Origin of the sequence: Planococcus lenghuensis, from assembly GCF_001999905.1 — a bacterium.
GTDB classification, from domain to species: domain Bacteria; phylum Bacillota; class Bacilli; order Bacillales_A; family Planococcaceae; genus Indiicoccus; species Indiicoccus lenghuensis.
In genome coordinates this window covers 223412-244215 of sequence record NZ_CP019640.1, presented here as the reverse complement: position 1 = coordinate 244215, position 20804 = coordinate 223412, and the positions used below count along the sequence as shown (strand labels likewise).

At 48.3% G+C, this 20804-nt stretch carries 23 protein-coding genes; 9 read left to right on the top strand and 14 right to left on the bottom strand.

Going from position 1 to position 20804, the window contains the following annotated elements; translation table 11 throughout:
• Nucleotides 1–193: 193 nt before the first annotated feature.
• The 5 genes from B0X71_RS01375 to B0X71_RS01355 form a co-directional block, all read right to left on the bottom strand.
• Nucleotides 194–775, bottom strand: coding sequence for a protein-L-isoaspartate(D-aspartate) O-methyltransferase (locus tag B0X71_RS01375; RefSeq protein WP_077587772.1), 582 nt, complete (start codon nucleotides 773–775; stop codon nucleotides 194–196).
• Between the two features lie 6 nt (nucleotides 776–781).
• Nucleotides 782–1354 (bottom strand): GNAT family N-acetyltransferase, encoded by a 573-nt coding sequence (locus tag B0X71_RS01370; protein WP_077587771.1) that lies wholly within the window; start codon nucleotides 1352–1354, stop codon nucleotides 782–784.
• 140 nt (nucleotides 1355–1494) lie between these two features.
• Nucleotides 1495–2493, bottom strand: coding sequence for an LLM class flavin-dependent oxidoreductase (locus B0X71_RS01365; RefSeq protein ID WP_077587770.1), 999 nt, complete (start codon nucleotides 2491–2493; stop codon nucleotides 1495–1497).
• Nucleotides 2494–2517: 24 nt separating this feature from the next.
• A complete protein-coding gene (locus tag B0X71_RS01360; protein WP_232336752.1) occupies nucleotides 2518–3216 on the bottom strand; it encodes an LrgB family protein in 699 nt (232 codons plus the stop codon).
• Nucleotides 3213–3593, bottom strand: a complete 381-nt coding sequence (locus tag B0X71_RS01355; RefSeq protein ID WP_077587769.1) for a CidA/LrgA family protein — start codon at nucleotides 3591–3593, stop codon at nucleotides 3213–3215. The genes B0X71_RS01360 and B0X71_RS01355 overlap by 4 nt, the downstream gene beginning before the upstream one ends.
• A 170-nt stretch (nucleotides 3594–3763) precedes the next feature.
• Between B0X71_RS01355 and B0X71_RS01350 the strand changes: the two genes are divergently transcribed.
• Entirely contained in the window at nucleotides 3764–4627 is an 864-nt protein-coding gene (locus tag B0X71_RS01350; RefSeq protein WP_077587768.1) for a GAF domain-containing protein, read from the top strand.
• Between the two features lie 72 nt (nucleotides 4628–4699).
• Here the strand turns inward: B0X71_RS01350 and B0X71_RS01345 are convergent, their stop codons facing one another.
• Nucleotides 4700–6364: a formate--tetrahydrofolate ligase gene (locus tag B0X71_RS01345; protein ID WP_077590851.1), complete on the bottom strand. Its 1665-nt coding sequence runs from the start codon at nucleotides 6362–6364 to the stop codon at nucleotides 4700–4702.
• 297 nt (nucleotides 6365–6661) lie between these two features.
• Here B0X71_RS01345 and B0X71_RS01340 point away from each other — a divergent pair, with 297 nt between their 5' ends.
• Complete coding sequence (locus B0X71_RS01340; RefSeq protein WP_232336751.1) at nucleotides 6662–7096, top strand: gamma carbonic anhydrase family protein; 435 nt, start codon at nucleotides 6662–6664, stop codon at nucleotides 7094–7096.
• Between the two features lie 127 nt (nucleotides 7097–7223).
• On the opposite strand, the gene B0X71_RS01335 is transcribed toward B0X71_RS01340, so the two are convergent.
• Both B0X71_RS01335 and B0X71_RS01330 read right to left on the bottom strand, forming a co-directional pair.
• Nucleotides 7224–7616, bottom strand: a complete 393-nt coding sequence (locus B0X71_RS01335; RefSeq protein WP_077587766.1) for a hotdog fold thioesterase — start codon at nucleotides 7614–7616, stop codon at nucleotides 7224–7226.
• A gap of 98 nt (nucleotides 7617–7714) precedes the next feature.
• Complete coding sequence (locus B0X71_RS01330; protein WP_077587765.1) at nucleotides 7715–9124, bottom strand: protoporphyrinogen oxidase; 1410 nt, start codon at nucleotides 9122–9124, stop codon at nucleotides 7715–7717.
• A gap of 112 nt (nucleotides 9125–9236) precedes the next feature.
• Here B0X71_RS01330 and B0X71_RS01325 point away from each other — a divergent pair, with 112 nt between their 5' ends.
• Entirely contained in the window at nucleotides 9237–10061 is an 825-nt protein-coding gene (locus B0X71_RS01325) for an aldo/keto reductase (RefSeq protein WP_077587764.1), read from the top strand.
• Nucleotides 10062–10305: 244 nt separating this feature from the next.
• Here B0X71_RS01325 and B0X71_RS01320 read toward each other — a convergent pair whose 3' ends face one another.
• Together B0X71_RS01320 and B0X71_RS01315 are read right to left on the bottom strand one after the other, a co-directional pair.
• Nucleotides 10306–11385, bottom strand: coding sequence for a M42 family metallopeptidase (locus B0X71_RS01320; protein WP_077587763.1), 1080 nt, complete (start codon nucleotides 11383–11385; stop codon nucleotides 10306–10308).
• Between the two features lie 17 nt (nucleotides 11386–11402).
• Nucleotides 11403–13073 (bottom strand): ABC transporter substrate-binding protein, encoded by a 1671-nt coding sequence (locus B0X71_RS01315; protein WP_077587762.1) that lies wholly within the window; start codon nucleotides 13071–13073, stop codon nucleotides 11403–11405.
• A 313-nt stretch (nucleotides 13074–13386) separates the two neighbouring features.
• Here B0X71_RS01315 and B0X71_RS01310 point away from each other — a divergent pair, with 313 nt between their 5' ends.
• Nucleotides 13387–14073 (top strand): hypothetical protein, encoded by a 687-nt coding sequence (locus B0X71_RS01310; protein WP_077587761.1) that lies wholly within the window; start codon nucleotides 13387–13389, stop codon nucleotides 14071–14073.
• On the opposite strand, the gene B0X71_RS01305 is transcribed toward B0X71_RS01310, so the two are convergent.
• A complete protein-coding gene (locus tag B0X71_RS01305; RefSeq protein WP_077587760.1) occupies nucleotides 14066–14419 on the bottom strand; it encodes a GNAT family N-acetyltransferase in 354 nt (117 codons plus the stop codon). The two genes, B0X71_RS01310 and B0X71_RS01305, sit on opposite strands and share 8 nt — an antisense overlap.
• Nucleotides 14420–14539: 120 nt before the next feature.
• The gene (locus B0X71_RS01300) at nucleotides 14540–15109 is read right to left on the bottom strand and encodes a GNAT family N-acetyltransferase (RefSeq protein WP_077587759.1); all 570 of its coding nucleotides are present in this window, start codon (nucleotides 15107–15109) and stop codon (nucleotides 14540–14542) included.
• Nucleotides 15110–15232: 123 nt separating this feature from the next.
• Here B0X71_RS01300 and B0X71_RS01295 point away from each other — a divergent pair, with 123 nt between their 5' ends.
• The 3 genes from B0X71_RS01295 to B0X71_RS01285 all read left to right on the top strand — a co-directional run bounded on the left by B0X71_RS01295 (nucleotide 15233) and on the right by B0X71_RS01285 (nucleotide 17723).
• Nucleotides 15233–16288, top strand: a complete 1056-nt coding sequence (locus tag B0X71_RS01295; RefSeq protein WP_156889769.1) for a saccharopine dehydrogenase family protein — start codon at nucleotides 15233–15235, stop codon at nucleotides 16286–16288.
• A gap of 95 nt (nucleotides 16289–16383) precedes the next feature.
• Nucleotides 16384–17145: a GTP cyclohydrolase II gene (locus B0X71_RS01290; RefSeq protein WP_077587757.1), complete on the top strand. Its 762-nt coding sequence runs from the start codon at nucleotides 16384–16386 to the stop codon at nucleotides 17143–17145.
• A 14-nt stretch (nucleotides 17146–17159) separates the two neighbouring features.
• Nucleotides 17160–17723, top strand: coding sequence for a 5' nucleotidase, NT5C type (locus B0X71_RS01285; RefSeq protein WP_077587756.1), 564 nt, complete (start codon nucleotides 17160–17162; stop codon nucleotides 17721–17723).
• Between the two features lie 45 nt (nucleotides 17724–17768).
• On the opposite strand, the gene B0X71_RS01280 is transcribed toward B0X71_RS01285, so the two are convergent.
• Entirely contained in the window at nucleotides 17769–18065 is a 297-nt protein-coding gene (locus B0X71_RS01280; RefSeq protein WP_077587755.1) for a hypothetical protein, read from the bottom strand.
• 174 nt (nucleotides 18066–18239) lie between these two features.
• Here B0X71_RS01280 and B0X71_RS01275 point away from each other — a divergent pair, with 174 nt between their 5' ends.
• Both B0X71_RS01275 and B0X71_RS01270 read left to right on the top strand, forming a co-directional pair.
• Nucleotides 18240–19010, top strand: a complete 771-nt coding sequence (locus B0X71_RS01275) for a YwaF family protein (RefSeq protein ID WP_077587754.1) — start codon at nucleotides 18240–18242, stop codon at nucleotides 19008–19010.
• Between the two features lie 66 nt (nucleotides 19011–19076).
• Nucleotides 19077–19799: a YwaF family protein gene (locus B0X71_RS01270; RefSeq protein ID WP_077587753.1), complete on the top strand. Its 723-nt coding sequence runs from the start codon at nucleotides 19077–19079 to the stop codon at nucleotides 19797–19799.
• A 76-nt stretch (nucleotides 19800–19875) separates the two neighbouring features.
• Here B0X71_RS01270 and B0X71_RS01265 read toward each other — a convergent pair whose 3' ends face one another.
• Nucleotides 19876–20784 (bottom strand): NAD(P)/FAD-dependent oxidoreductase, encoded by a 909-nt coding sequence (locus B0X71_RS01265; RefSeq protein ID WP_077587752.1) that lies wholly within the window; start codon nucleotides 20782–20784, stop codon nucleotides 19876–19878.
• Nucleotides 20785–20804: the final 20 nt, after the last annotated feature.

The following is a 20804-nucleotide window of genomic DNA, read 5'->3' as shown; positions in this document are numbered from 1 at the left end:
CTAAAAAGATTCGTGAAAATTTAAACATCTTTATAAAAAAAGTATAGATGTTCTTTTTTTGAATTACAAGTTAACTTTCAATCTATTTACAGAATTTTTATGGAGTAAAAAAAGACTGCTTAAACGCAGTCTCATGCAATGATAAGGTATTCCCGGTTGGATGTGTTGATAACAATCACTCTTTGGTCCGTCCTTACTCATATTGGCCGCGGAGCGGCACAAACCGCACAAGATCATACACGGTCGTCTGGACATTTCCTTGCCTGTCCTTTTCAATCAGCTGCAGTTCCTGCATGAACCGGCTTCCAACCGGAATCAGCATCTTCCCGCCGGCATCGAGCTGATGAATCAGTGCAGGCGGAACAATTGAAGCGGCAGCAGTAACCATAATCCTGTCATACGGTGCATGGTCTTCCCATCCATCCGTTCCGTCTCCGAGTCTGAAGCGGATATTGTCATATCCGGCTGCCCGGAGCCGCTCCTGCACTCGTTCATACAGCGGTTCCACGCGTTCGACTGTATAGACTTGCTTTGAAAAAGCAGCTAAAAGAGCCGTCTGAAATCCGGATCCGGTACCGATCTCCAGGACCTTTGCATCCGGCTTTATATCCAGCAGCTGCGTCATCTTCAGCACGAGTGAAGGCTGTGAAATCGTTTGTCCGTGTCCGATCGGGATTGCTTCATCAAAACGTGCAAGCTCTTTATCCGTATCCATAAAAAAACTGCGGTCCATATTCCGGAAATATGCGGCAATCTCTTCATTTCGATTCGTCATATCCGTTCACTCCTTAATGCCGCTCTCCGCGGCTGGATGCATTACTTTAGAATACCTATCCCGCCACTCATTTTCCAGCATGCTCATTTCCCAGGCACTCCAATACTCCCCTTCCACAAAAAGGGTGTCCCGCAGCAATCCTTCTTTGATGAATCCCACTTTCTCATAACAGGCAATGGCTGGAGAATTAAAGTCGAACACACCCAGGCTGACGCGATGCATGGCCATTTCATCAAACGCAATACGCAATATTTCCCGCATCATCTGTTCGCCGGTTCCCTGCCCTCTTACTTCAGGATCTCCGACCAGCACCCGGCCGATGCGGGCTGAATGGTGACTGTTATTAATCCGGGCAAGCGAAATATGACCGATTACTTTTCCGTCCGCTTCCCGGATGACCTTATAAGCAAGGGTATCCGTGCTTTTCTTTTCCGTCTTCATTACATACCCATCCAGCTGTTGTTTGTCCAGTGGATAAGTGAACCCGGGGCCACCCCACTGGCGCAGAAGTTTCTCGGAATTTATCCATTCGAGCAACTGCGGGATATCCGCGCGCTCAAACCGTTCCAGTCTGACCATACTATCAATCTCCTTTCTCTCTTTCCGTTCTACTCTCCTTTACCCGTTTCATCCCCTGGTGTTAACCAGAAAATACAAATGGCCGCCCTCTACGGAGGCTAAACATAAAAAGCCCCGTGCAGTATGCACAGGGCCGTCTGTTAATCCATCATTTCAGCGATATATTCATATGATTGGAGACGTTCCTCCTGATGAAAGACAGCAGAGTTTACGATGACTTCATCCGCCTCTGTCTTTGCCAGGAAATTGCTGAGTTTCTGTTCAACCTGATCCGGTGTGCCGACCAGTGTGGCTTCCGAATTTAATGTCTGCCGGAAAATCGCCAGTTCCCGGTCCGTCCAGGTTGCTTGGATATCCTCAATCGGCGGCTGGAACTGTGCCGGCATGCCGCGCATCAGGGAGAACATCTGCTGCTGCTGGGAGGTGGCGAGCACTTGGGCCCGTTCTTCAGTCTCCGATGCAATCGCATTCACCCCGACCATGGCGTATGGTTCCTGAAGCATGTCAGATGGTTTAAAATTCTGACGATACAACTGCAGGGCCTGCATCGTATAATCCGGCGAGAAATGGCTGGCAAATGCAAACGGCAGCCCTTTTACTGCCGCCAGCTGTGCACTGAAGCCGCTCGAGCCAAGAAGCCAGATTGGCACGTTCGCTCCTTCACCCGGGAAAGCATGAACACGCTCCGTCCCGGCGAAATAGCCTTCCAGTTCTTCCACTTGTTCCGGAAATTGGTCAGCGCTGCTATGCAGCGTCCGGCGAAGCGCATATGCGGTTGCCTGATCACTCCCCGGTGCCCGGCCCAGTCCAAGATCGATGCGGCCCGGATACATGGCTTCCAAGGTGCCGAATTGCTCTGCGATCACCAGCGGAGCATGATTCGGCAACATAATGCCGCCTGATCCGACGCGGATATGGCTTGTCGCACCGGCAATATGGCCGATCAGCACAGATGTCGCTGAACTTGCGATTCCCGGCATATTATGATGTTCAGCCACCCAATACCGATGAAAGCCCAGCTGTTCTGTGCGGCGCGCCAGTTCAGCGCTTCTCTTAAATGATTCACTTGCATTGCTGCCCGCATTAATGGATGCCAAGTCCAGGACAGACAGCGGAATTCCCTTAAACCGTTTTGTCATTATATCATTCACTCCTTGTTCTGGTTAACTTGCTGTAAATAAATAGATGATGAATGGAATCACACCTGCACCGAATATGGCGCTTAAGGTCATGGCAACAGAACCCATGGACAGCGGCCGATCTCCGAGTTCAGCCGCTTTCGTCAACCCCACTCCGTGCGAGGCACTGCCGAGAGCCAGGCCTTTGCTTGCTTCACTCCGGACCCGGGCAACCTGCAGGACAGCCGGGCCGATAATCGCGCCTGTGAAACCGGCAGTCATGACAAAAGCAACTGTCATGGAAGGAATCCCTTCCAATGTTGCGCTCACTTGGATAGCAACCGGCGTAGTGATGGATTTTGGAAATAGCGACATCAGCACCTGCTGCTCAATTCCTGCGAACACAGCAAATACATAAATAGATCCCAGTCCGGCGAGCAGACTTGCAAAAACAGCACTGAGTACCGATTTCCAGTACCGCACCAAAAGTTTGCGCTGTGTATATAGCGGATAAGCAAGTGCGACAACGGCAGGACCCAGCAACGCATCGATCCAGCGTGCGCCGGCCATATAGGTCTCATATGGAACATCCAGCCCAATCAACAGCAGGACCAGTACTGCCACCGAAGACAGAACCGGATGGAGGATAGGCAACGGAATTTTCATATACAGCCGGCTGCATGCCAGATAAATAAGGATTGTTCCGATAAGTGAAGCAATCGCAATCAGCATTTCCGCACTCATATTTCCTGCCGCCCCTTTTTGCGATTCTCAAAGAGCTGGCTGGCCCATCCGGCCGCGACTAATGAAATACAGGTGCTGAGCACCACCATGAAAATCAGCAAAGCGCCCTGCAGGGACAAAAATTCAGGATATTGGATAATGCCGACAGTCGCTGGAACGAAGAACAGCGGCAGGAATAGCAAAAACGCTTTCGCTCCGTCTTCGATTACCACAACTGGCACTATTCTTGTCAGCAGCCCGGCAAGCAGAATCAGCAGTCCGACAATACTGCCTGGAATAATCAGCTTGAAAATGTTGGCCACTGCTTCTCCAAGCAGGAAAATCAAGTATAATAAAAATGCCTGTACAACTATTTGGATCAGTTTTCTGATGGCCATGTACCTGTCTCCTCAAGTAAGCTATGTGTCATTTTACGCCTCCTTTTTTAACCTGTCCATTGGAGACAATCCGCACCCGGCTATACTGAGTTTCTCTGAACCGCTTGAATACTCCTTACTAAAAAAGGGTATAGGAGAAATAACTATGTTAATTTTGAGAGGAACATTCTATGACAAACCCTTACTTTATCGGAGAAAACGTAAAAACATTCAGGAATTTCGATGAAGCTGCTGATAACATCCTGCGCATGATGAGCCAGTTTATTGAAATCAATACATTATTCATTGCCAAAAATGATGAGCGGACCAATCAGATCATGAAAGCAGTGAACCGGGATGATGTGCTCGTGGATGAGGGTAAAGCTTCTCCATTTGAAGAAACACTCTGTAAAGTGAGCGTTGATGCCGGCCGGCAAGTGGTAATCATTCCGGATCTTAAACAAAGCAACTTGACGATGTCACTGAATGTCACGGAGGAACTGGGCGGCGGCAGTTTCGTCGGCATCCCGATCTATTATGAAAACGGCGAGAATTACGGGACTATCTGCGGATTGGATACACATCCGTTTGAATTCAGCAAAGAACACGTCGAGTTGTTTGAAACGATGGCTTCGCTCCTTACCTATGTGCTGGAGCTCGATGAGGCCTATCAGCAGATTCAGACCTTGTCTGCACCATTCGTTCCCATTACAAAAGGCATTGCGATCCTGCCGGTTATCGGCGTCATCAGCGAAGAACGGGCAGAACACATCATCCTTCTCGCCCTGACGAAAAGCCAGGAATTATCCCTTGAATACCTGATCATCGATTTATCAGGTATCTCTCAGATCAATCAATTTGTGGTCGCTTCTCTCCTTCGGATCGTAAAACTGCTTGAACTCGTTGGAGTCACACCGATTCTCACCGGTTTCCATCCGCAGACGGCCATGAAAGCCATCGATGTAGGTGAAGACCTGCAGAACATCCAAACGGAAGCCAACCTGGAACGTGCACTCAATAAAATTGGAGTGGTTCTCGAGAAACGCAAAATGTAAAAAAGCAGTTCCGGTCAAAACCGGAACTGCTTTTTTACTTGCTTTTCAGCTGACTGTAGAAACGCAAAACAATCAGAACAGGCCGACTGCATTACCATTATCACTGATATCCATATTCAGCGCAGCCGGTTGTTTCGGCAGGCCCGGCATGGTCATGATGTCCCCTGTCAGACAGACAAGAAAACCGGCACCGAGCTTTGGAATGATTTCCCGGATTGTTACGGTGAATCCTTCCGGGCGGCCGAGCAGTTTTGGCTGATCGGATAATGAGTATTGCGTTTTCGCCATACAGAGCGGCAGTGCATCCCAGCCGAATTTTTGAATTTCCGCCAATTGCTTTTTCGCTTTGTCTGTCAGCTGCACGTCTGCACCGCCATAGACGCGCTGTACAATGACACGCAGCTTTTCTTCGACTGAATCTGTCGGTTCGTATAACCGGCTGAAATTTTTCGGTTTCTCCAGCTCCTGCTGAACGAGTTTCGCTAATTCCAATCCGCCGGTTCCACCCTTCTCCCAGACATCCGTCAGCGCAATCGCGACATCTTCCGCTTTCGCCCACTCCATAACTTCCGCCAGTTCCGCTTCAGTATCCGTCACAAAACGGTTCAACGCCACAACTGGTTCGATACCGAATTGGCGGATAGTGTCGACATGCTTGGCGAGATTGACCATTCCGCGGCGGACTGCATCCGCATCCGCTTCTTTCAACGCGTTCTTATCCACGCCGCCATGCATCTTCAATGCACGGACTGTCGCCACAATCACAACGGCATCCGGATCGAATCCGCCTTGTCGCGATTTAATATGCATAAACTTTTCAGCACCAAGATCTGCACCGAAGCCCGCTTCTGTCACAACAACATCCGCAAGGCGGCGAGCCGCCTTCGTTGCCATCAATGAATTGCAGCCGTGGGCGATATTCGCAAACGGACCGCCATGGATAATGGCAGGTGTCCCTTCAATCGTCTGTACAAGATTCGGTTTAAACGCATCCTTTAAGAGCAGTGTCAGTGCGCCCGCCGCCCCTAAGTCACGGACCGTGACCGGCTCCCGGTCATACGTGTAGCCAACCAGCATCTGGGCCAACCTCTCTTTTAAGTCATCCAGTGATTCGGCCAGACAGAGTACAGCCATAATTTCGGAAGCAACGGTAATATCAAAGCCATCTTCGCGCGGGACACCTTGCGAGGGACCTCCAAGTCCAACCGTGACATTCCGCAGCGCCCGGTCATTCATATCAAGGACCCGTTTCCATGTGATGCGCCGCGGATCCAGCTCCAGCTCATTCCCTTGATGCAAGTGGTTATCAATCAATGCAGAAAGTGCATTATTCGCTGTGGTGATTGCATGGATGTCGCCGGTGAAATGGAGATTGATGTCTTCCATCGGCAGCACCTGCGCAAACCCGCCACCGGTCGCTCCGCCTTTGACGCCCATGACCGGACCGAGCGATGGTTCACGAAGCGCTACCATCACTGATTCACCAAGCTGTTTAAAAGCATCAGCCAGCCCTACTGTAACTGTAGACTTCCCTTCCCCTGCAGGTGTCGGGCTGATGGCGGTAACCAACACTACCTGCCCTTGCTTCACTGCAGGCGGGAGCGAAGCGATATCTATTTTCGCTTTGTACTTCCCGTAGGTTTCCAAAGCCTCTTCCGGAATGCCTGCTCGATCCGCCACTTCCTGGATTGGCAACATCTTGGCGTTGGCAGCAATTGAGAGATCAGTAAGAGTCATGTATCGGCCTACTTTCAGATTTTTCTCCATTATAACTTAGTCTTTTAAATCATTGAAGTTGCACCTTAATTAGTTATCAAAAATCTTGAATCCTCTTTCAATGATTCAAAAAAGAGAAATTTTTTACTGAAAATTTAATTAATTTAGCCGCTTTCATTGTATAATTAAGATAGTTTTACATTTATGTCTACTTTGAGCGAGGTGAGGACCATCTATTATCACTTTAATGGGAAGGAACCTATCGTCCACGATACCGCTTACACTGCTCCCGGAACCCGTATTATTGGAAATGTGGAAATGGAAGCCGGCAGTTCCATTTGGTTCAACGCTGTACTCCGCGGCGATCATGAGAAAATCCATATCGGACGCGGCTCGAATGTTCAGGATGGCTGTGCTGTCCATACCGATCCCGGCTTTGCCGTAACAGTAGGTGAAGATGTAACAATCGGACATAACGCGACTGTTCATGGATGTACGATTAAAGACCGCTCGTTAATCGGCATGGGATGCACCATCCTGAACGGAGCAGTAGTCGGTCCTGAATCACTTGTTGCAGCCGGATCGGTTGTTCGGGAAGGACAAGTTGTCGAACCAGGCACCCTCGTAGCCGGTATACCAGCAAAAGTCATCCGGAAACTGACCGACGAAGAACGAAAAAAACTGTTGGATGGCGCTAAACATTACGTACTGAACGCTAAAGTGTACCTGGAAACGTTTGACCCGATGGATTAAACAGCAACAGGACTGCTTCCGCAAAAGTGGAAGCAGTCCTGCTTGTGTGTTCGGTCGGAATTGTCCCTTTAAGAATGCCAAGGCTTTTTGGCAATTGCGTGCTGGTAAAATAGATTAAGAGCCGGTTTTACTGTTTTTTCATAATGGCTACTGTGCAGCGGGAAATGCAGACCAACTTCTCTTCTTCGTCTGTAATTCGAATATCCCATACCATAGTGGTTCTGCCTTTATGTACCGGTGTACCGGTTGCGGTAACGATACCGTCCCGCTTACCCCGAAGATGATTTGCATTGATTTCGAGACCGGCGGCGAGTTCAGTCTCCTGATCGATTAAATTCCATGTGCCGATACTTGCAACGGATTCAGCCAGTACAACGGAAGCTCCGCCATGCAGAAGCCCGAACGGCTGGTGGGTTTTCGCATTGACTGGCATTGTCGCTACGACCCGCTCATCCGACGTTTCCTGAAATTCGATTCCCAACACCCCAATAATGGTCTGATCCAATGATTTCATCTGCATTATCCCTCACTCCTTTTTCCAGATAATTCAAACATACCATACATCAGGAGAACCGCAAATGCCTGCATCCGTTAAAACAGATGCAGGCATTGAATCTTCTACAAGTGATTCACTTTTCTTTCAGCGGCCTGGCGGGCAATCGCCTCTGCAGTTTTCTTTCCATTTTCAATGCAGGCCCCGATGCCGACTCCGTAATAGGAAGCCCCGGCCAAATATATGCCCGGCAGTCGTTCTGCCACTTTCTCTTCCAGTCCGGTCACCGCCGTTTTATGCTGCAGGCTGTAATTTGGCATCAGCCCGTTCCATTTGGCCACTTCAACGGCGGTCGGTTCCGCTTCAATCCCAAGACTTTTCCGGATATCTTCAAGCGCCACAGCTGCCAGTTCGCGTTCTGTCATCTGTTCCAGTTCTGCATAGCCAGGATTTGAACTCTTGTAAAACAACCGGACAAGCAGTTCCCGTTCTTTAGAGGTATGCGGCCATTTCCTGCTCGTCCACGTGCAGGCATTGCAGCGAATATCGCTATTATCCGACACAATGAACCCCGTACCGTCTGCCGGCAGTGCTGCATCCGGAATGGAAAAGCCAAGATAAATACTGGTCAAAGAAGAATTTTCCAGTTTTCCGAACTCTTCATCCAACTCTGAGTCAGCAAGCAGCCTTTGCGCTGCCTCATGCGGAATGGCAAGCACCACAGCATCCGCTGCTATTTCCGTGCCGTCCGAGAGCCTGATGGAATAACCATTTTCTTTTTTTGCAACGTTCTCCGGATTGCAGCTTTTCAAGATTCGTACATCCGTCAGCACCTCTTCGAGCCGATCAATGAGGACAGAAAGACCGCCATCGAATGACAGGAACTTTTTATTGGCCGCCGCCTGGAACTTCTCCTTATTCGCTGCCAACCCTTTAATAATGCTTCCGTATTCATTTTTATAGTCCAGCAGATACGGCAACGTTGAAGCAAGGGTCAGCTCATTCAGCTTTCCGGAATAGACCCCTGATAGCATCGGCGCGATCTGATTTTCTGTCAATTCCTTGCCGAGGAACGCTTCCAGGAACTCACCGACCGAACTGCTATGAGTGAACGTTTCATTCACTGATGTTAAATCGTTCAGCGCTTCCCGCTTTCCTTCTTCCGAGACGAGCGTTGAACGGAACAGCGCTTCTTCAGTCATCGGGATGCCAAAGATCGTATCTTCCGGAATGGCATGCAGTTCGTCATTCGTATACAAATACGAGACGCCCGTCGCATTATCAACCGCTTTATTCTGCAAATTCAATTCTTCAATAAGAGTCGAGACACTCTGATGGCGGGCGACAATCGAATCTGCGCCGCTTTCCATAATAAAGCCGCTGTCTCTGACCGTGTGGATTTTCCCACCTAATTGTTCGTCTTGTTCAAGCAATGTCAACTTTAGATCCAGCTGCTGTGCATCGTTCAGTTTCTGTAAATAATGCAATGCGGAAAGGCCTGTAATCCCTCCGCCTATTACTGCAACTTCCGTCAATTTGACTCACTCCAATCTTCTGTCTTTATTTTACTGCAGGTGCACGCAAATGGACAGCTTAATGCGGGTCCGGTAAAATACCAATTACTTGGAGAAAAAGGAGAGTTGTCTGATGGAATTCGTCACACTGAATAATGGTTTAGAAATGCCACAGCTTGGCTTTGGGGTATGGCAGGTTGGAAACGATGAAGCGGCAGTTGCTGTGAAAAAAGCAATCGAGACAGGATACCGTTCGATTGATACAGCCATGATCTACAAGAACGAAGAAGGCGTAGGCCGCGCAATTAAAGAATCTGGTGTGCCGCGGGAAGAATTGTTTATCACGACAAAAGTGTGGAACAGCGATCAGGGGTATGAGAATACACTGCGCGCATTCGATGAAAGCCTGGAACGCCTTGGCCTCGACTATGTAGACCTGTATTTGATCCACTGGCCGACGCCTGAGTTCGATGAGTATGTCGATACATACAAAGCGCTTGAGAAATTATACAAAGACGGCCGCGTCAAAGCGATCGGCGTCTGCAACTTCGAAATTGAGCATCTTGAAAAACTGCTTGCAGAAACAGAAGTGGTCCCCGTCCTGAACCAGGTTGAAAACCATCCGTACCTGGCACAGCGCGACTTGAAAGAGTTCTGCACTAAACACAACATTTATCTAGAGGCCTGGAGCCCGCTGCAGCAAGGCGGTGAAGTGCTGAAGAATGAAGCGGTTGTCAAAATCGCAGAAGCGCATGGCAAAACACCGGCACAGGTCGTCATCCGCTGGCACCTGCAGCGCGGCAGCATCGTCATTCCAAAGTCCGTCACACCTTCACGCATCGAAGAAAACTTCAATGTCTTCGATTTCGGTCTGTCGGCTGATGAAATGGCAGCGATTGATGCACTCGACCGCAACGAGCGTAAAGGCCCGAAACCAAGCGACATGAACGTCCGGTAAAGCAAAACACAGAAAAGAAGCAGGCGCATGCGCTTGCTTCTTTTTGTGTTCTGATACTCTCCGGGCTATTTTGCCGGGTGAAGTCAAAAGGTGTTACATCCAAAGTTCACCGGCTAACAAGTGTCAGCTGGGCAGCAATTTTACTACATACAGACCTACAGTCAGGCCTGCGGAACTTATTCTTAAGTTGAAACGATGCTGGCAATCCGGAAAGCAATCCGTCTAATTCTTGCCTTTTCCTTAATTACGTGTCCAAAAATGTTTTATCTTTTAACTCTGCGGCATGATAAATAAATTCTTCAGCCAATCTCAAGCTGTTTTCCAAATCGCTCAAATCCACAATTTCAGTCGGTGAATGCGTGTAGCGCGAAGGAATCGAAATTACGCCGGACGACACACCTGAAGCAGTCATATGAATCGCTCCTGCATCTGTTCCGATGCCCATAAACACTTCGTTCTGATAGGGAATATTTTTTTCCAGAGCAACTTTTTCCAGAAGTTGTATGACAAGTGGATGAGCAACGAGTGACTTATCTGCAATTTTAATACAAGGGCCTAATCCAAGAGAACGAGTTCCAGTCATCAGCACATCATACGTATCACTTGTTGGTGTCGTATCAATAGCTAACGCAAAATCCGGCCGGATGCCGTCAGAAAGTACGGAAGCACCTCGTAACCCCACTTCTTCCTGAACTGTGAAGGCCAAGTAAACATCGCCATGCCTGCGGTCGAGCTGTGACTTCAACTTAGTGAGAAGTTGAACAAGGAGTGCTGAACCCGCTCGGTCATCGAGCCCTTTTCCGACAACTCGGTTGCGTTTCTGATCTCCCACCAGCTTTAGCTCGCTTCCATAGCTGATCGGCTGACCGACTTTTACCCCCATTTCCGCGACTTCTTCTGCTGAAGCCGCGCCGATATCGATATACATCTCCCGGTGCGACGCAGTCCGTTTCGGATCATCCCACTTCACATAGTGAGCAGACAGCGTACCGATTACGCCATTAACGTACCCATTTGCACCTTTAATCGTAACTGATTGTGCTAATAACACCCGGTTATCAAAACCACCCAGTTGTTCAAATCGAAGTGTTCCGTTCTTTTCTATTTTCTTCACGATGAATCCAATTTCATCCGAATGGGCAGCCAGCAGGATGGAAGGCATATTAGGGTCTGTTGCATCCACCTTTACAATAAGGTTACCCAATCCATCTACCTTAACTTCATCCCCTACATCTTTCACCTTGTTGAAAATGAACCGCTGAACATCCTGCTCAAATCCACTTGGACCTACTAAATCACATAATTCCTTCAGTAATTGATACACACTTCCACCTCATGCCTTTAATTTGTCAAATAAACATCTGTCAGTAAATCATTGCTCATCGGATGTGCTTCATAGCCTTCCACATAATCGGCCTGCGCAAGTGGAGGCGTCGTGTAAGCAAGCATCACCCAAGGTGCATCTTCATGGAACAATTGCTGTGCCTGCTGGTAAAGTTCAATCCGTTTTTCCTGATCGATTGTTTCCCTGGCTTCTGTGATTAACGCTGTGAATTCGTCACTATCATAAAAAGCAATATTCTGGGCCGGTTTTGTGATATTAGTCTGACTTAAATTCGGATATAGGAAGTTATCTGGATCAGCCATAACACCCGTCCAACCGTAAAAGGCCATATCGTGTGCGCCGTTGCTTGTATCGTCCAGGTATGTTGCCCATTCCATCGTGATGATCTCCGCTTCAATTCCCACTTCGGCTAAATCTGCCTGAACCGCTTCTGCAATTTTCATTGGTTCCGGCAAATACGGACGCGGATTGCTCATTGCGTAAATCGTCGTCTTAAATCCATCCTCATACCCTGCTTCTGTCAGTAGCTCTTTCGCTGCTTCCACATCGTACTCATAGCCTTCTATGGATTCATCAAACCCCCATAGCGACGGAGGAATCGGATTGGTCGCAACGTCTGCTAATCCGTTATAGAATGCACCAACGATTTCTTCTTTATTGATCGCCATATTGATCGCTTTTCTAACACGAACGTCATCAAACGGTTCTTTTTCCATGTTAAAAGCAAGATAGCTAATATTAAAGCTCGGCCGCTTGATCAGTTCTAGCTGCTCCGATTCTTCAACGATTGGCAAATCACTCGTATTCATGCCATCTATGATATCGATTTCCCCTGCCTGCAAGGCTGTTAGACGGGCAGAGTTATCCGGAATTACCCGGTAAATGACTTGATCGAGATACGGCTTTCCTTCCATCCAATAATCCGGGTTCTTTGTCAGCATGATGGAGTTATTACGGCTCCATTCCTCGAACATGAATGGACCTGTACCAACCGGGTTTTCGTTCAATGCAGTACCATATTCTTCAATTGCAGCAGGACTGGCGATACCGAACATCGAAATGGCCAGGTAGCTTAAAAATGGTGCAGTTTTTCGTTTCAATACGATTTCAAGTTCATGTTCGCCTGTTGCTGTGACTGATTCGATCAAATGATTTTCATCGCCTTTAAACCCGCCATACAAGAACGGGTAATAAGGGAACTCTCCAACATGGTAAGGGTTTTCGGGATCCATCCACCGCTCCCAGTTGAACACGACAGCTTCTGCGTTAAAATCCGTGCCATCATGGAATTTCACGCCTTCCCGAAGTTGAAATGTCCAAGTTAAGCCATCTTCGCTTGATTCCCACTCAGTCGCAAGTTTCGGCTGCAGCTCCAAGTTATGATCGTACTCCAATAATGTTTCAAAAACATTATGCGTTATTCGGATTGATTCCCCGTCTGTCACATTTATAGGGTCCAGGCTAACAGAGTCTGCTCCCCGACCATATACAAGTGTACCTCCTTCTTTTGTTTCTTGTGTTACATTGTCCTCACCTTCTGTATTGCTTGCTTCATTTCCTCCTGAACACGCCGCCAGAAAAAGCACCAGTGAAAGTAACAAATAAAATAGTCCATGCCTTTTTTTCTCCAAAATCTTTCGCCTCCCTAAGATGAATAGTATAAGCATATAAAACAAAGAAGCCTTACACAATCATTTTCGCAAATATTTTGATAACAATTTAGGAATCCTTATTATTATCTGTTTTAGGAATGTTAAAAGAGAGAACAGGGTATAAGTCTACAACTTACCTATTAATTAAGAGAAAGGTGGGTGGACTATGCGTTTTTCGTGCTTAGGCAGTATCATCATTTCCATTATTATTTCGATTCTGCTAACCATCTTGCTGAATTTATTATTCTAAACATTTTCCGCCTCAGCATTCCTTGCTTATCCACTAATTGCTATAATATCAATAAAAAAGATATTACAGGAGGGCCAGATGCTCAACAAACGACAGCGTCACTTTCGAAAACAAATGGCGGATATTCAAAAGCAACAGCCTCAGCTTAATCGGGCTGATACTTACAGCTATAGTCATAAAAAGTATGACAGCGAGAAAAAAAGAGTCTTTTACAAACGCCCAGCTTTCCAGATTGGTAGTGCAGCGGGAATTGTCATACTCACTTGGAATATTTATGCGCTCTCCACGTATCTGCCTCCCTGGCATACTGCACAGCCGGACACCGTTGAAACCAGTCAGGTCATCAAGCAGCAGAATATCCATGCATACATACAAGAAAGCGGTGAAGCCGAGAGTTCTCTAAGCCGCCAGCTTAATGAACTGATGCAGCAGTTTGAGCAAGGCACATTGACGAATAAGACTGTAACAGACGTCCAGAAAGGACTGCCGATTCTACAGGAAGTCACCCAAACTTCCGATATCCGCCTGGCAGCTCTCCAGTCTTATTATGATGACCAGTTTTCGCTCGCCTATCAGGTGACGGATGCACTGCAATTATCTGATGCTTCTTATATACCGATTGAACTGCAGTACGTTTTCATAGAAATCGAGAAAAACACTTCCCGGAAGCAGGAAGTGCTGGCTCATATTTTCGAATCGGAAGATATTCCATATAAATTGCATCTAGATGGCTCGATCTCTTATGAATACCAGTCACTTAGGTAACAGGAGAACTTGGAGCTATTCTCACCTCCCAGCGTTTCACACATAAAAACCGCTCTACACCCGGATACTTCTCGCCCAGGCTGCTGATGTTGAAACCGCAGCGCCGGTAAAAGCCGGCTGCATCACAATCTGTTTCGGCGTGGAGCTGCAGTAATCCATGTAAACGATGAATTTCAGTAATCATGTTCCGGCCCATCTGCCGGCCGCGCATTTTCGGAGAAACAGCGATATGCCGGATTTGCCCCCGCATGTTCTCCGTGAGTTCAATGCCGATGCAGCCCGCTATAACGCCTTCTTGTTCCATCACATAAAGATTTCGCTCAGGTTTGTGGAGATAATCCTGCAATTCCCCCCGCCACTCGGTCAGCTGATGCAGCTAGCGCCAGCAGTTCCTGAATAGCCGGAAGTTCCGCTTCAAGCATAATTTCTCTCATTTTCCTTTTCCTCCTCATGATAAAAGACAGGCTCATTGGCCTGTCTTTTGCGTTTCCCATTCCCGGCGCAACAGCCCCATTAGGTGGGAATCATGATACGCCCCAAAGCGGAATAACTCTTCCCGGAGCGTTCCTTCCACTTTAAATCCGCATTTTTCATATGAAGCCACAGCTTGTGGATTAAAGCTGTAAACTTCCAATTTAATCTTATTCAGCCGCATGTATGTAAAGACGAAATCGATGAGCACACGCATTGCATCCGTGCCATGCCCTTTCCCTTGAAAATCGGGGCCGATGGAAATTCCGACTTGACCTGTCCCTTTTTTCCAATCCACGCCATAGACGCCGGTCGTTCCAATTACAGTCTTGTCACCCACCAGCTCAATTGCGAATAAATGATTCCCTTTTTCGCTATCATTGGCTCTAGCCAGAAAAGCCGCATGATCTGCATCTGTTGCTGGAAACGGGATGCTGTCATCCATCAGCAGCCGGCTTTCCATCACATTTTCCACTGCAAATATAGCTGCATGGTCCGCTTCAGTAATACTGCGAAGCAGCACCGATTCACCTGTCAAAAATCCCTTGCTGTATTGGCTAATCATGCTCTTTGCCTCCTGCTATTCTCTAATAATTTCACTTTACTGCTTCCTGATCCGCTGTGCAATCTGTTCTTTTCACACTTCCGCTTTTAGGGTATGAATAAATATAGAAGAGGAGTGATGCATATGACTGGCTCATGGATGATTTACGGCGCGAATGGCTATACAGGCGAATTGATTGCCCGGGAAGCGGTAAAACAGGGAATGACGCCGATTCTCGCCGGCAGAAGCGAAGAAAAAGTTCAGGCATTGGCCCGTGAGTTAAACCTCGAATCACGGGTGTTTTCCTTGGACCAGAATGTCAGCAGCCACCTTGCCGGCATCCGCCTCGTTCTGCATTGCGCCGGTCCGTTTCAGAAGACGAGCGCGCCAATGATTGAAGGTTGCCTTGCAGCAAGTGCTCATTACCTGGATATCACAGGAGAAATTTCCGTCTTTGAGCATACCCATGCTCAGCATGAACGGGCAGCAGCGGCAGGAATTGTCCTATGTTCAGGGGCCGGTTTTGATGTGATTCCCACTGACTGTACTGCACTTCGCCTGAAAGAGCTGCTGCCGGAAGCGACGCAATTGGCGTTGGGGTTCGATTCAGATTCCGGCGCTTCCCGCGGCACGCTGAAAACCATGATTTCCGGGCTAGGCAGCGGAAGCGCTGAACGGCGGGACGGCCAGCTCATCCCTGTGCCGCTCGGCAGTCAGGCGCGCACCATCGATTTTGGGCGCGGCTTCAAGTCAGCGATGGGCATTCCATGGGGAGATGTCTCCACCGCTTTTTTCACAACCGGCATCCCGAACATTTCCACATGGATTCCGATGCCCAAAAACCGAGTAAGAGGAGCCCGGCTGGCATCTGTCGCACGGCCGCTTTTAAATTCCTCGTTTGTAAAACACCGGTTGCAGAAACTGATCGAGCGTAAAGTGACAGGTCCAAGCGAGACTTCCCGAATGCAAAATCCGGCTTTCATCTGGGGAGAAGCAGTCAACAGCGCCGGTACGGCACTGATTGTCCGCATCCGGACGGCGAATGTCTACGATGTCACGGTATTCGGTGCACTGGAAATGACAGCCCGGCTTCGGCAGCACGAATTCACTGGCGGCAGTTATACACCCGCCCTGCTGTTCGGCTCATCATTTATCGAGCAATTACCCGGCTCCGGCTCATTTCAGGTTTTCTGGACATAAACATGAACAACCACCTTCCGTTCTCTTTGGACTGAGACGTTTCAGTTGATTCCGCTGATAAAAAAAGCATATGTTAAAAGAAAAGGGGGAAGACGATGAAACAGATTTCACTCCAGCCGGAAGCATTGGCTGTTCTAAAAGAAAAAATCCGGTTAATTCCGACTGACGAAGGCGCTACTTATTTGGTGGGCCCTGTTCGGCTGCCTGTTAATTTATATGGCAATACGGTGGAATTCCAATGGTATTGTTGGCTGAACCGCTGTGAAGTGACAGAGGATTATGAAAGCATTATCAGTCAGCTGTCTTCAGCGAATCTGGCTGAGTATCAGCAATCGAGTGTATTGGTATATGGAGATTTTAAAGAAGCGGAAGATGCGCTGATCCGCATGCACTCGATCTGCCACACCGGTGACATCTTCGGCAGCAAACGCTGTGATTGCGGTTATCAGCTGAAAGAGTCCATGCAGCAGATTGCTGACTACGGGGCAGGTGCCTTGTTCTATTTGGCGAATCATGAAGGCAGGGGCATCGGACTATTCAGCAAAGCGATGGCTTATGTGCTGCAGGAAGAGGGTTATGACACGGTTGAGGCCAATGAAGAACTCGGTTTCGCAGATGATGCCAGGAATTACGATGATGCCATCCGGGTATTGAAAACGTTGCGCACAAAACCGATCACATTGCTGACCAATAACCCAAGAAAACTGCAGGCACTCGAGCAGGCCGGTCTTGAAAATATCCGGCGGGTTTCCCTTTGGGGGGACATTTCCGAGCATAACGAACGCTATCTGCAGACGAAAATCAATCGTTCCGGCCATCTGCAGGATGAGCGAGGCAATGATGAAAATCACGAATAAAAGAGGGAACGTTTATGAAGTTCGGTTTTGATATTGATGACACACTCATCAACTTGCGTGAGCATGCTTTTCATATTTACCGGGAGAAACTGCAGCAGGATGTACCGATCAGTGTTTTTCATGCACTGGACCGGGTTGAGATTCATGAGCCGTTCGGTTTGACAGATACACAAGGGAAAGAGATGTGGAGCGCGTCTCTTGAAGAAATTTACTATACGTCCTGTCCTCCCTATCCAAATGCAGTCGATACGCTGCTGGAACTTGAAGAAAATGGCCATGAGATTTATTACATTACCGCCCGTCCAGGTGAACATGGCGAACGCACAAAAAAATGGATGGCGGCTCAGGGTTTTCCGATACGGGATGACCGATTTTTCTGTGGCGTGAAAGATGAAGAAAAGGTGGAAATCATCAGGGAATTACAGCTGGACTGCTATGTGGACGATAAGCCCGCCGTTGTTAATACACTGAAAGAAGATCCGATCCACGTGCTTCTGAAAGATCAGACATACAACCGGCATTTGGATTTGCCCCGACTGCTGGATTGGGCAGCGTTTAAGAGCTTGACGAAAGGGTAGAGTACAAAAAATGGAAACGCGGCTGCATCCAAGCGGCTGTGCAGACTATACTTTTCCTTTTAACTGGCGGAAGGCATTAATGAATGATTGGGGAGCGGCTTCGATTTTATAGGCAGACACACCTTGATTTGTGTGAATATACAGCAGACCGGAGTGGTCAGAAAACGACTTCCAGGAAACATCCCAAACATCCGCCAGCGGATAGCTGGTGTCCGGGGTGGTAAGTGCATCTTCAAATAACTGCAAGGTATGCTGGTGACGGGTGATCTCCATTTCCTCATATCCGACTTCGCGTTCCACTTTAATATACGTCACGGAAGCGACAGGCTGCGGATTCTTCATAACAACCCTCCTGGTACTGGAATGTTTAATAGCTGGTTCTTTCTCATGCTATAGAAAGAGCAGGAACAGCGCAAGCAATGCCGATTCCGCAGCGCAATTATTTACTACTTACGCGCCCGGCTGCTTATGCTATGCTGGATTTATTGTTGCAATTGACTGAATGGAGGAAACAGCATGAAAGAATGGTGGGCAAAAACATCTGAACATTTATTTGAACAATTTTCACCGAGCCACATCGGAATGATGGGGGTTGCAGCGGCCGGTGTAGCGTTTATAACTTCCCTGAAAGATAAACTGGTCCGGCAGCTGGAGAAATTCAAATGGCTCCGGGTGGCTTTACTTGCCCTTCTGCTGGCTTCAGAAGTTTCATACCAGGCGTGGACAGTCTCAGCAGGTGTCTGGAGCGTCGCCGGACATTTACCGCTGCATTTATGCGCCGTCGCTTCTCTAGCGGCTGTTGTTGCGCTCGTCACTTGGAACGAAACACTGATCCAATTCGCATTCTTTACAGGAGTCATTCCGCCGCTGATTGCCGTTATCACACCCGAAGTGCCATACGGGTACCGGCATTACCGGTTCTGGAAGTTCTTCCTGCATCATATGAGCATCCCTTGGTCTGCGCTGTTCCTGGCAACTGCAAAGCCGCATACCATTACATTGCGGGCAGCCTTTAAGGTATATGGCCTGCTCGCGATCTATGCGCTCTTTATTGGAAAGGGTTTTAATCCGGCGACCGGCGCGAATTACCTGTATCTGTCTCAGACGCCGAACGCCGCCACGCCGCTCGATTTTCTTGGCAGCGGCCGGACGTACACCATCAATCTCGCCATTGCCGTGATGGCCATGTTCCTCGGCCAGTACTGCTGCTGGAAGTTCATTACTCAAATACCAAAAAAGACAGGCTTAACACTGCCTGTCTTTTTTCGTCGGGTTCTTGTCTCCTGACCACCAAATCCACTCTGTTGTTTCGCGATGATTATGGTACATTAAAATAAAAACGGGGGAGACAGTATGCAAGCGTGGCTGGCAGCTACATCCGATCATGAATTCATCCCATTTTCCGCCAGTCATCTAACCGTGCTGGCTGTGGCAGGAGCAGGCATTGTTTTCCTTTTTCTGCTGAAGAACCGGCTTAAAAATGAACCGCATAAATTCCAGTGGCTGCGCTGGACACTTCTCATCCTTCTGGTCGTGTCTGAAATCTCTTATCAGAGCTGGACAGCAGCAGTGGGTATCTGGAGTTTTTCCGGGCATGTGCCTCTTCACTTATGCGGAATTGCATCCGTTATCGCCATTTTGGCCCTGCTCACTTGGAGCCGGCCGCTGGTGCAGGCCGCTTTTTACTTTGGCGTCATCCCGGCATTTCTGGCACTGATCACTCCGGAACTCCCATACGGCTATGAACATTACCGGTTCTGGAAGTTTTTTGTACACCACACAGCCATCCCATGGGCCTGTCTTTTCCTGGCATTAAGCAAACCTTCATTCATTACGTTCCGCTCTGTATTCGCCGTCTTTGCATTTCTGCTGGTGTATGCGGCAATCATCGGCTTTTTTATCAATCCGCGGTTCGAGGCCAATTATTTATATTTATCCCAGCTTCCGACCGCTGCTACGCCCTTACGTTTTTTCGGTTCAGGAATCTGGTATTATATCAATTTAAGCGCCGCAGCGTTGGTCTTATTTCTCGGGCAGTATGGCGTCTGGCGGCTGTTTATTAAAAAAGCGGACTGAAAAATTATCACTGACACAGGATACCAGCAAAAGGTGGAAAATCATTAAAAATAACCATGAGGAATTGTCCTCATGGTTATTCGTTGTCAAAGTATTCGTTTGTCAAATCGCCGTCGATTCCAAGGGCAGCAGCACTGCCTTCACCTGCTGCGATAATGAGCTGCGACGGCACAATATGAGATGCATCCCCCGCGGCATAGATATTCCATACACTTGTCCGCCGGTACTTGTCCGTTACAATTCCACCATGCGCATTTACTTCGCAGCCAAGCTGCTCGCCGAAATTGGAAGCCGGTTTCATGTATGGCGTAATGAAGCCGTATCGCCGATCAATCGAAGTGCCATCCGCAAATACGATTTTCTCCAGCTGGCCATCTGCGCCCTGTAAATCCGCAATCGGCTGTTCAATAATGCGAATCTCTTTTTCAGCCAGCCTTGTCCGGTCCTCTTCGGATATATCGCCTTCTCCGTTGGTGCAAATCACAATATCGCGACTCCACGTATATAATTTTTTCGCCACTGTGAATACACTTTTATCTGCAATGACTGCCAGCGGCTGATCGCGCACTTCCCAGCCATCACAATAAGGGCAGCTGTACAGGCTCTTGCCGTAGAAATCCCAAATCTTCGGCACATCCGGCAGTTCTTCCTGAAGCCCGGTTGCCAACAGCAGTTTAATGCTGTGAAAGACCTCTCCATCTTCTGTTATCAATTCATAATCCGTATCGGAAATCCGCTTGATAGCAGCAACCCGCTTCTTCACTTGGTTGACTGAGTCGTATTTATCGATTTCCTCCGATGCAATCCGCTTCAATTCCTCCGGTTTTATCCCATCCCGGGTCAAAAACCCATGGGCTTCCCGCGTCACCAGGTTCCGGCCGTTATCTCCATCGAACAGCACGACATTCCGGCGGGATCGCCCCAGCACTAACGCTGCATTCAGGCCGGCAGGTCCTCCGCCGATAATTGCACAATCATATATCATAAAATCATTCCTTTTTTATC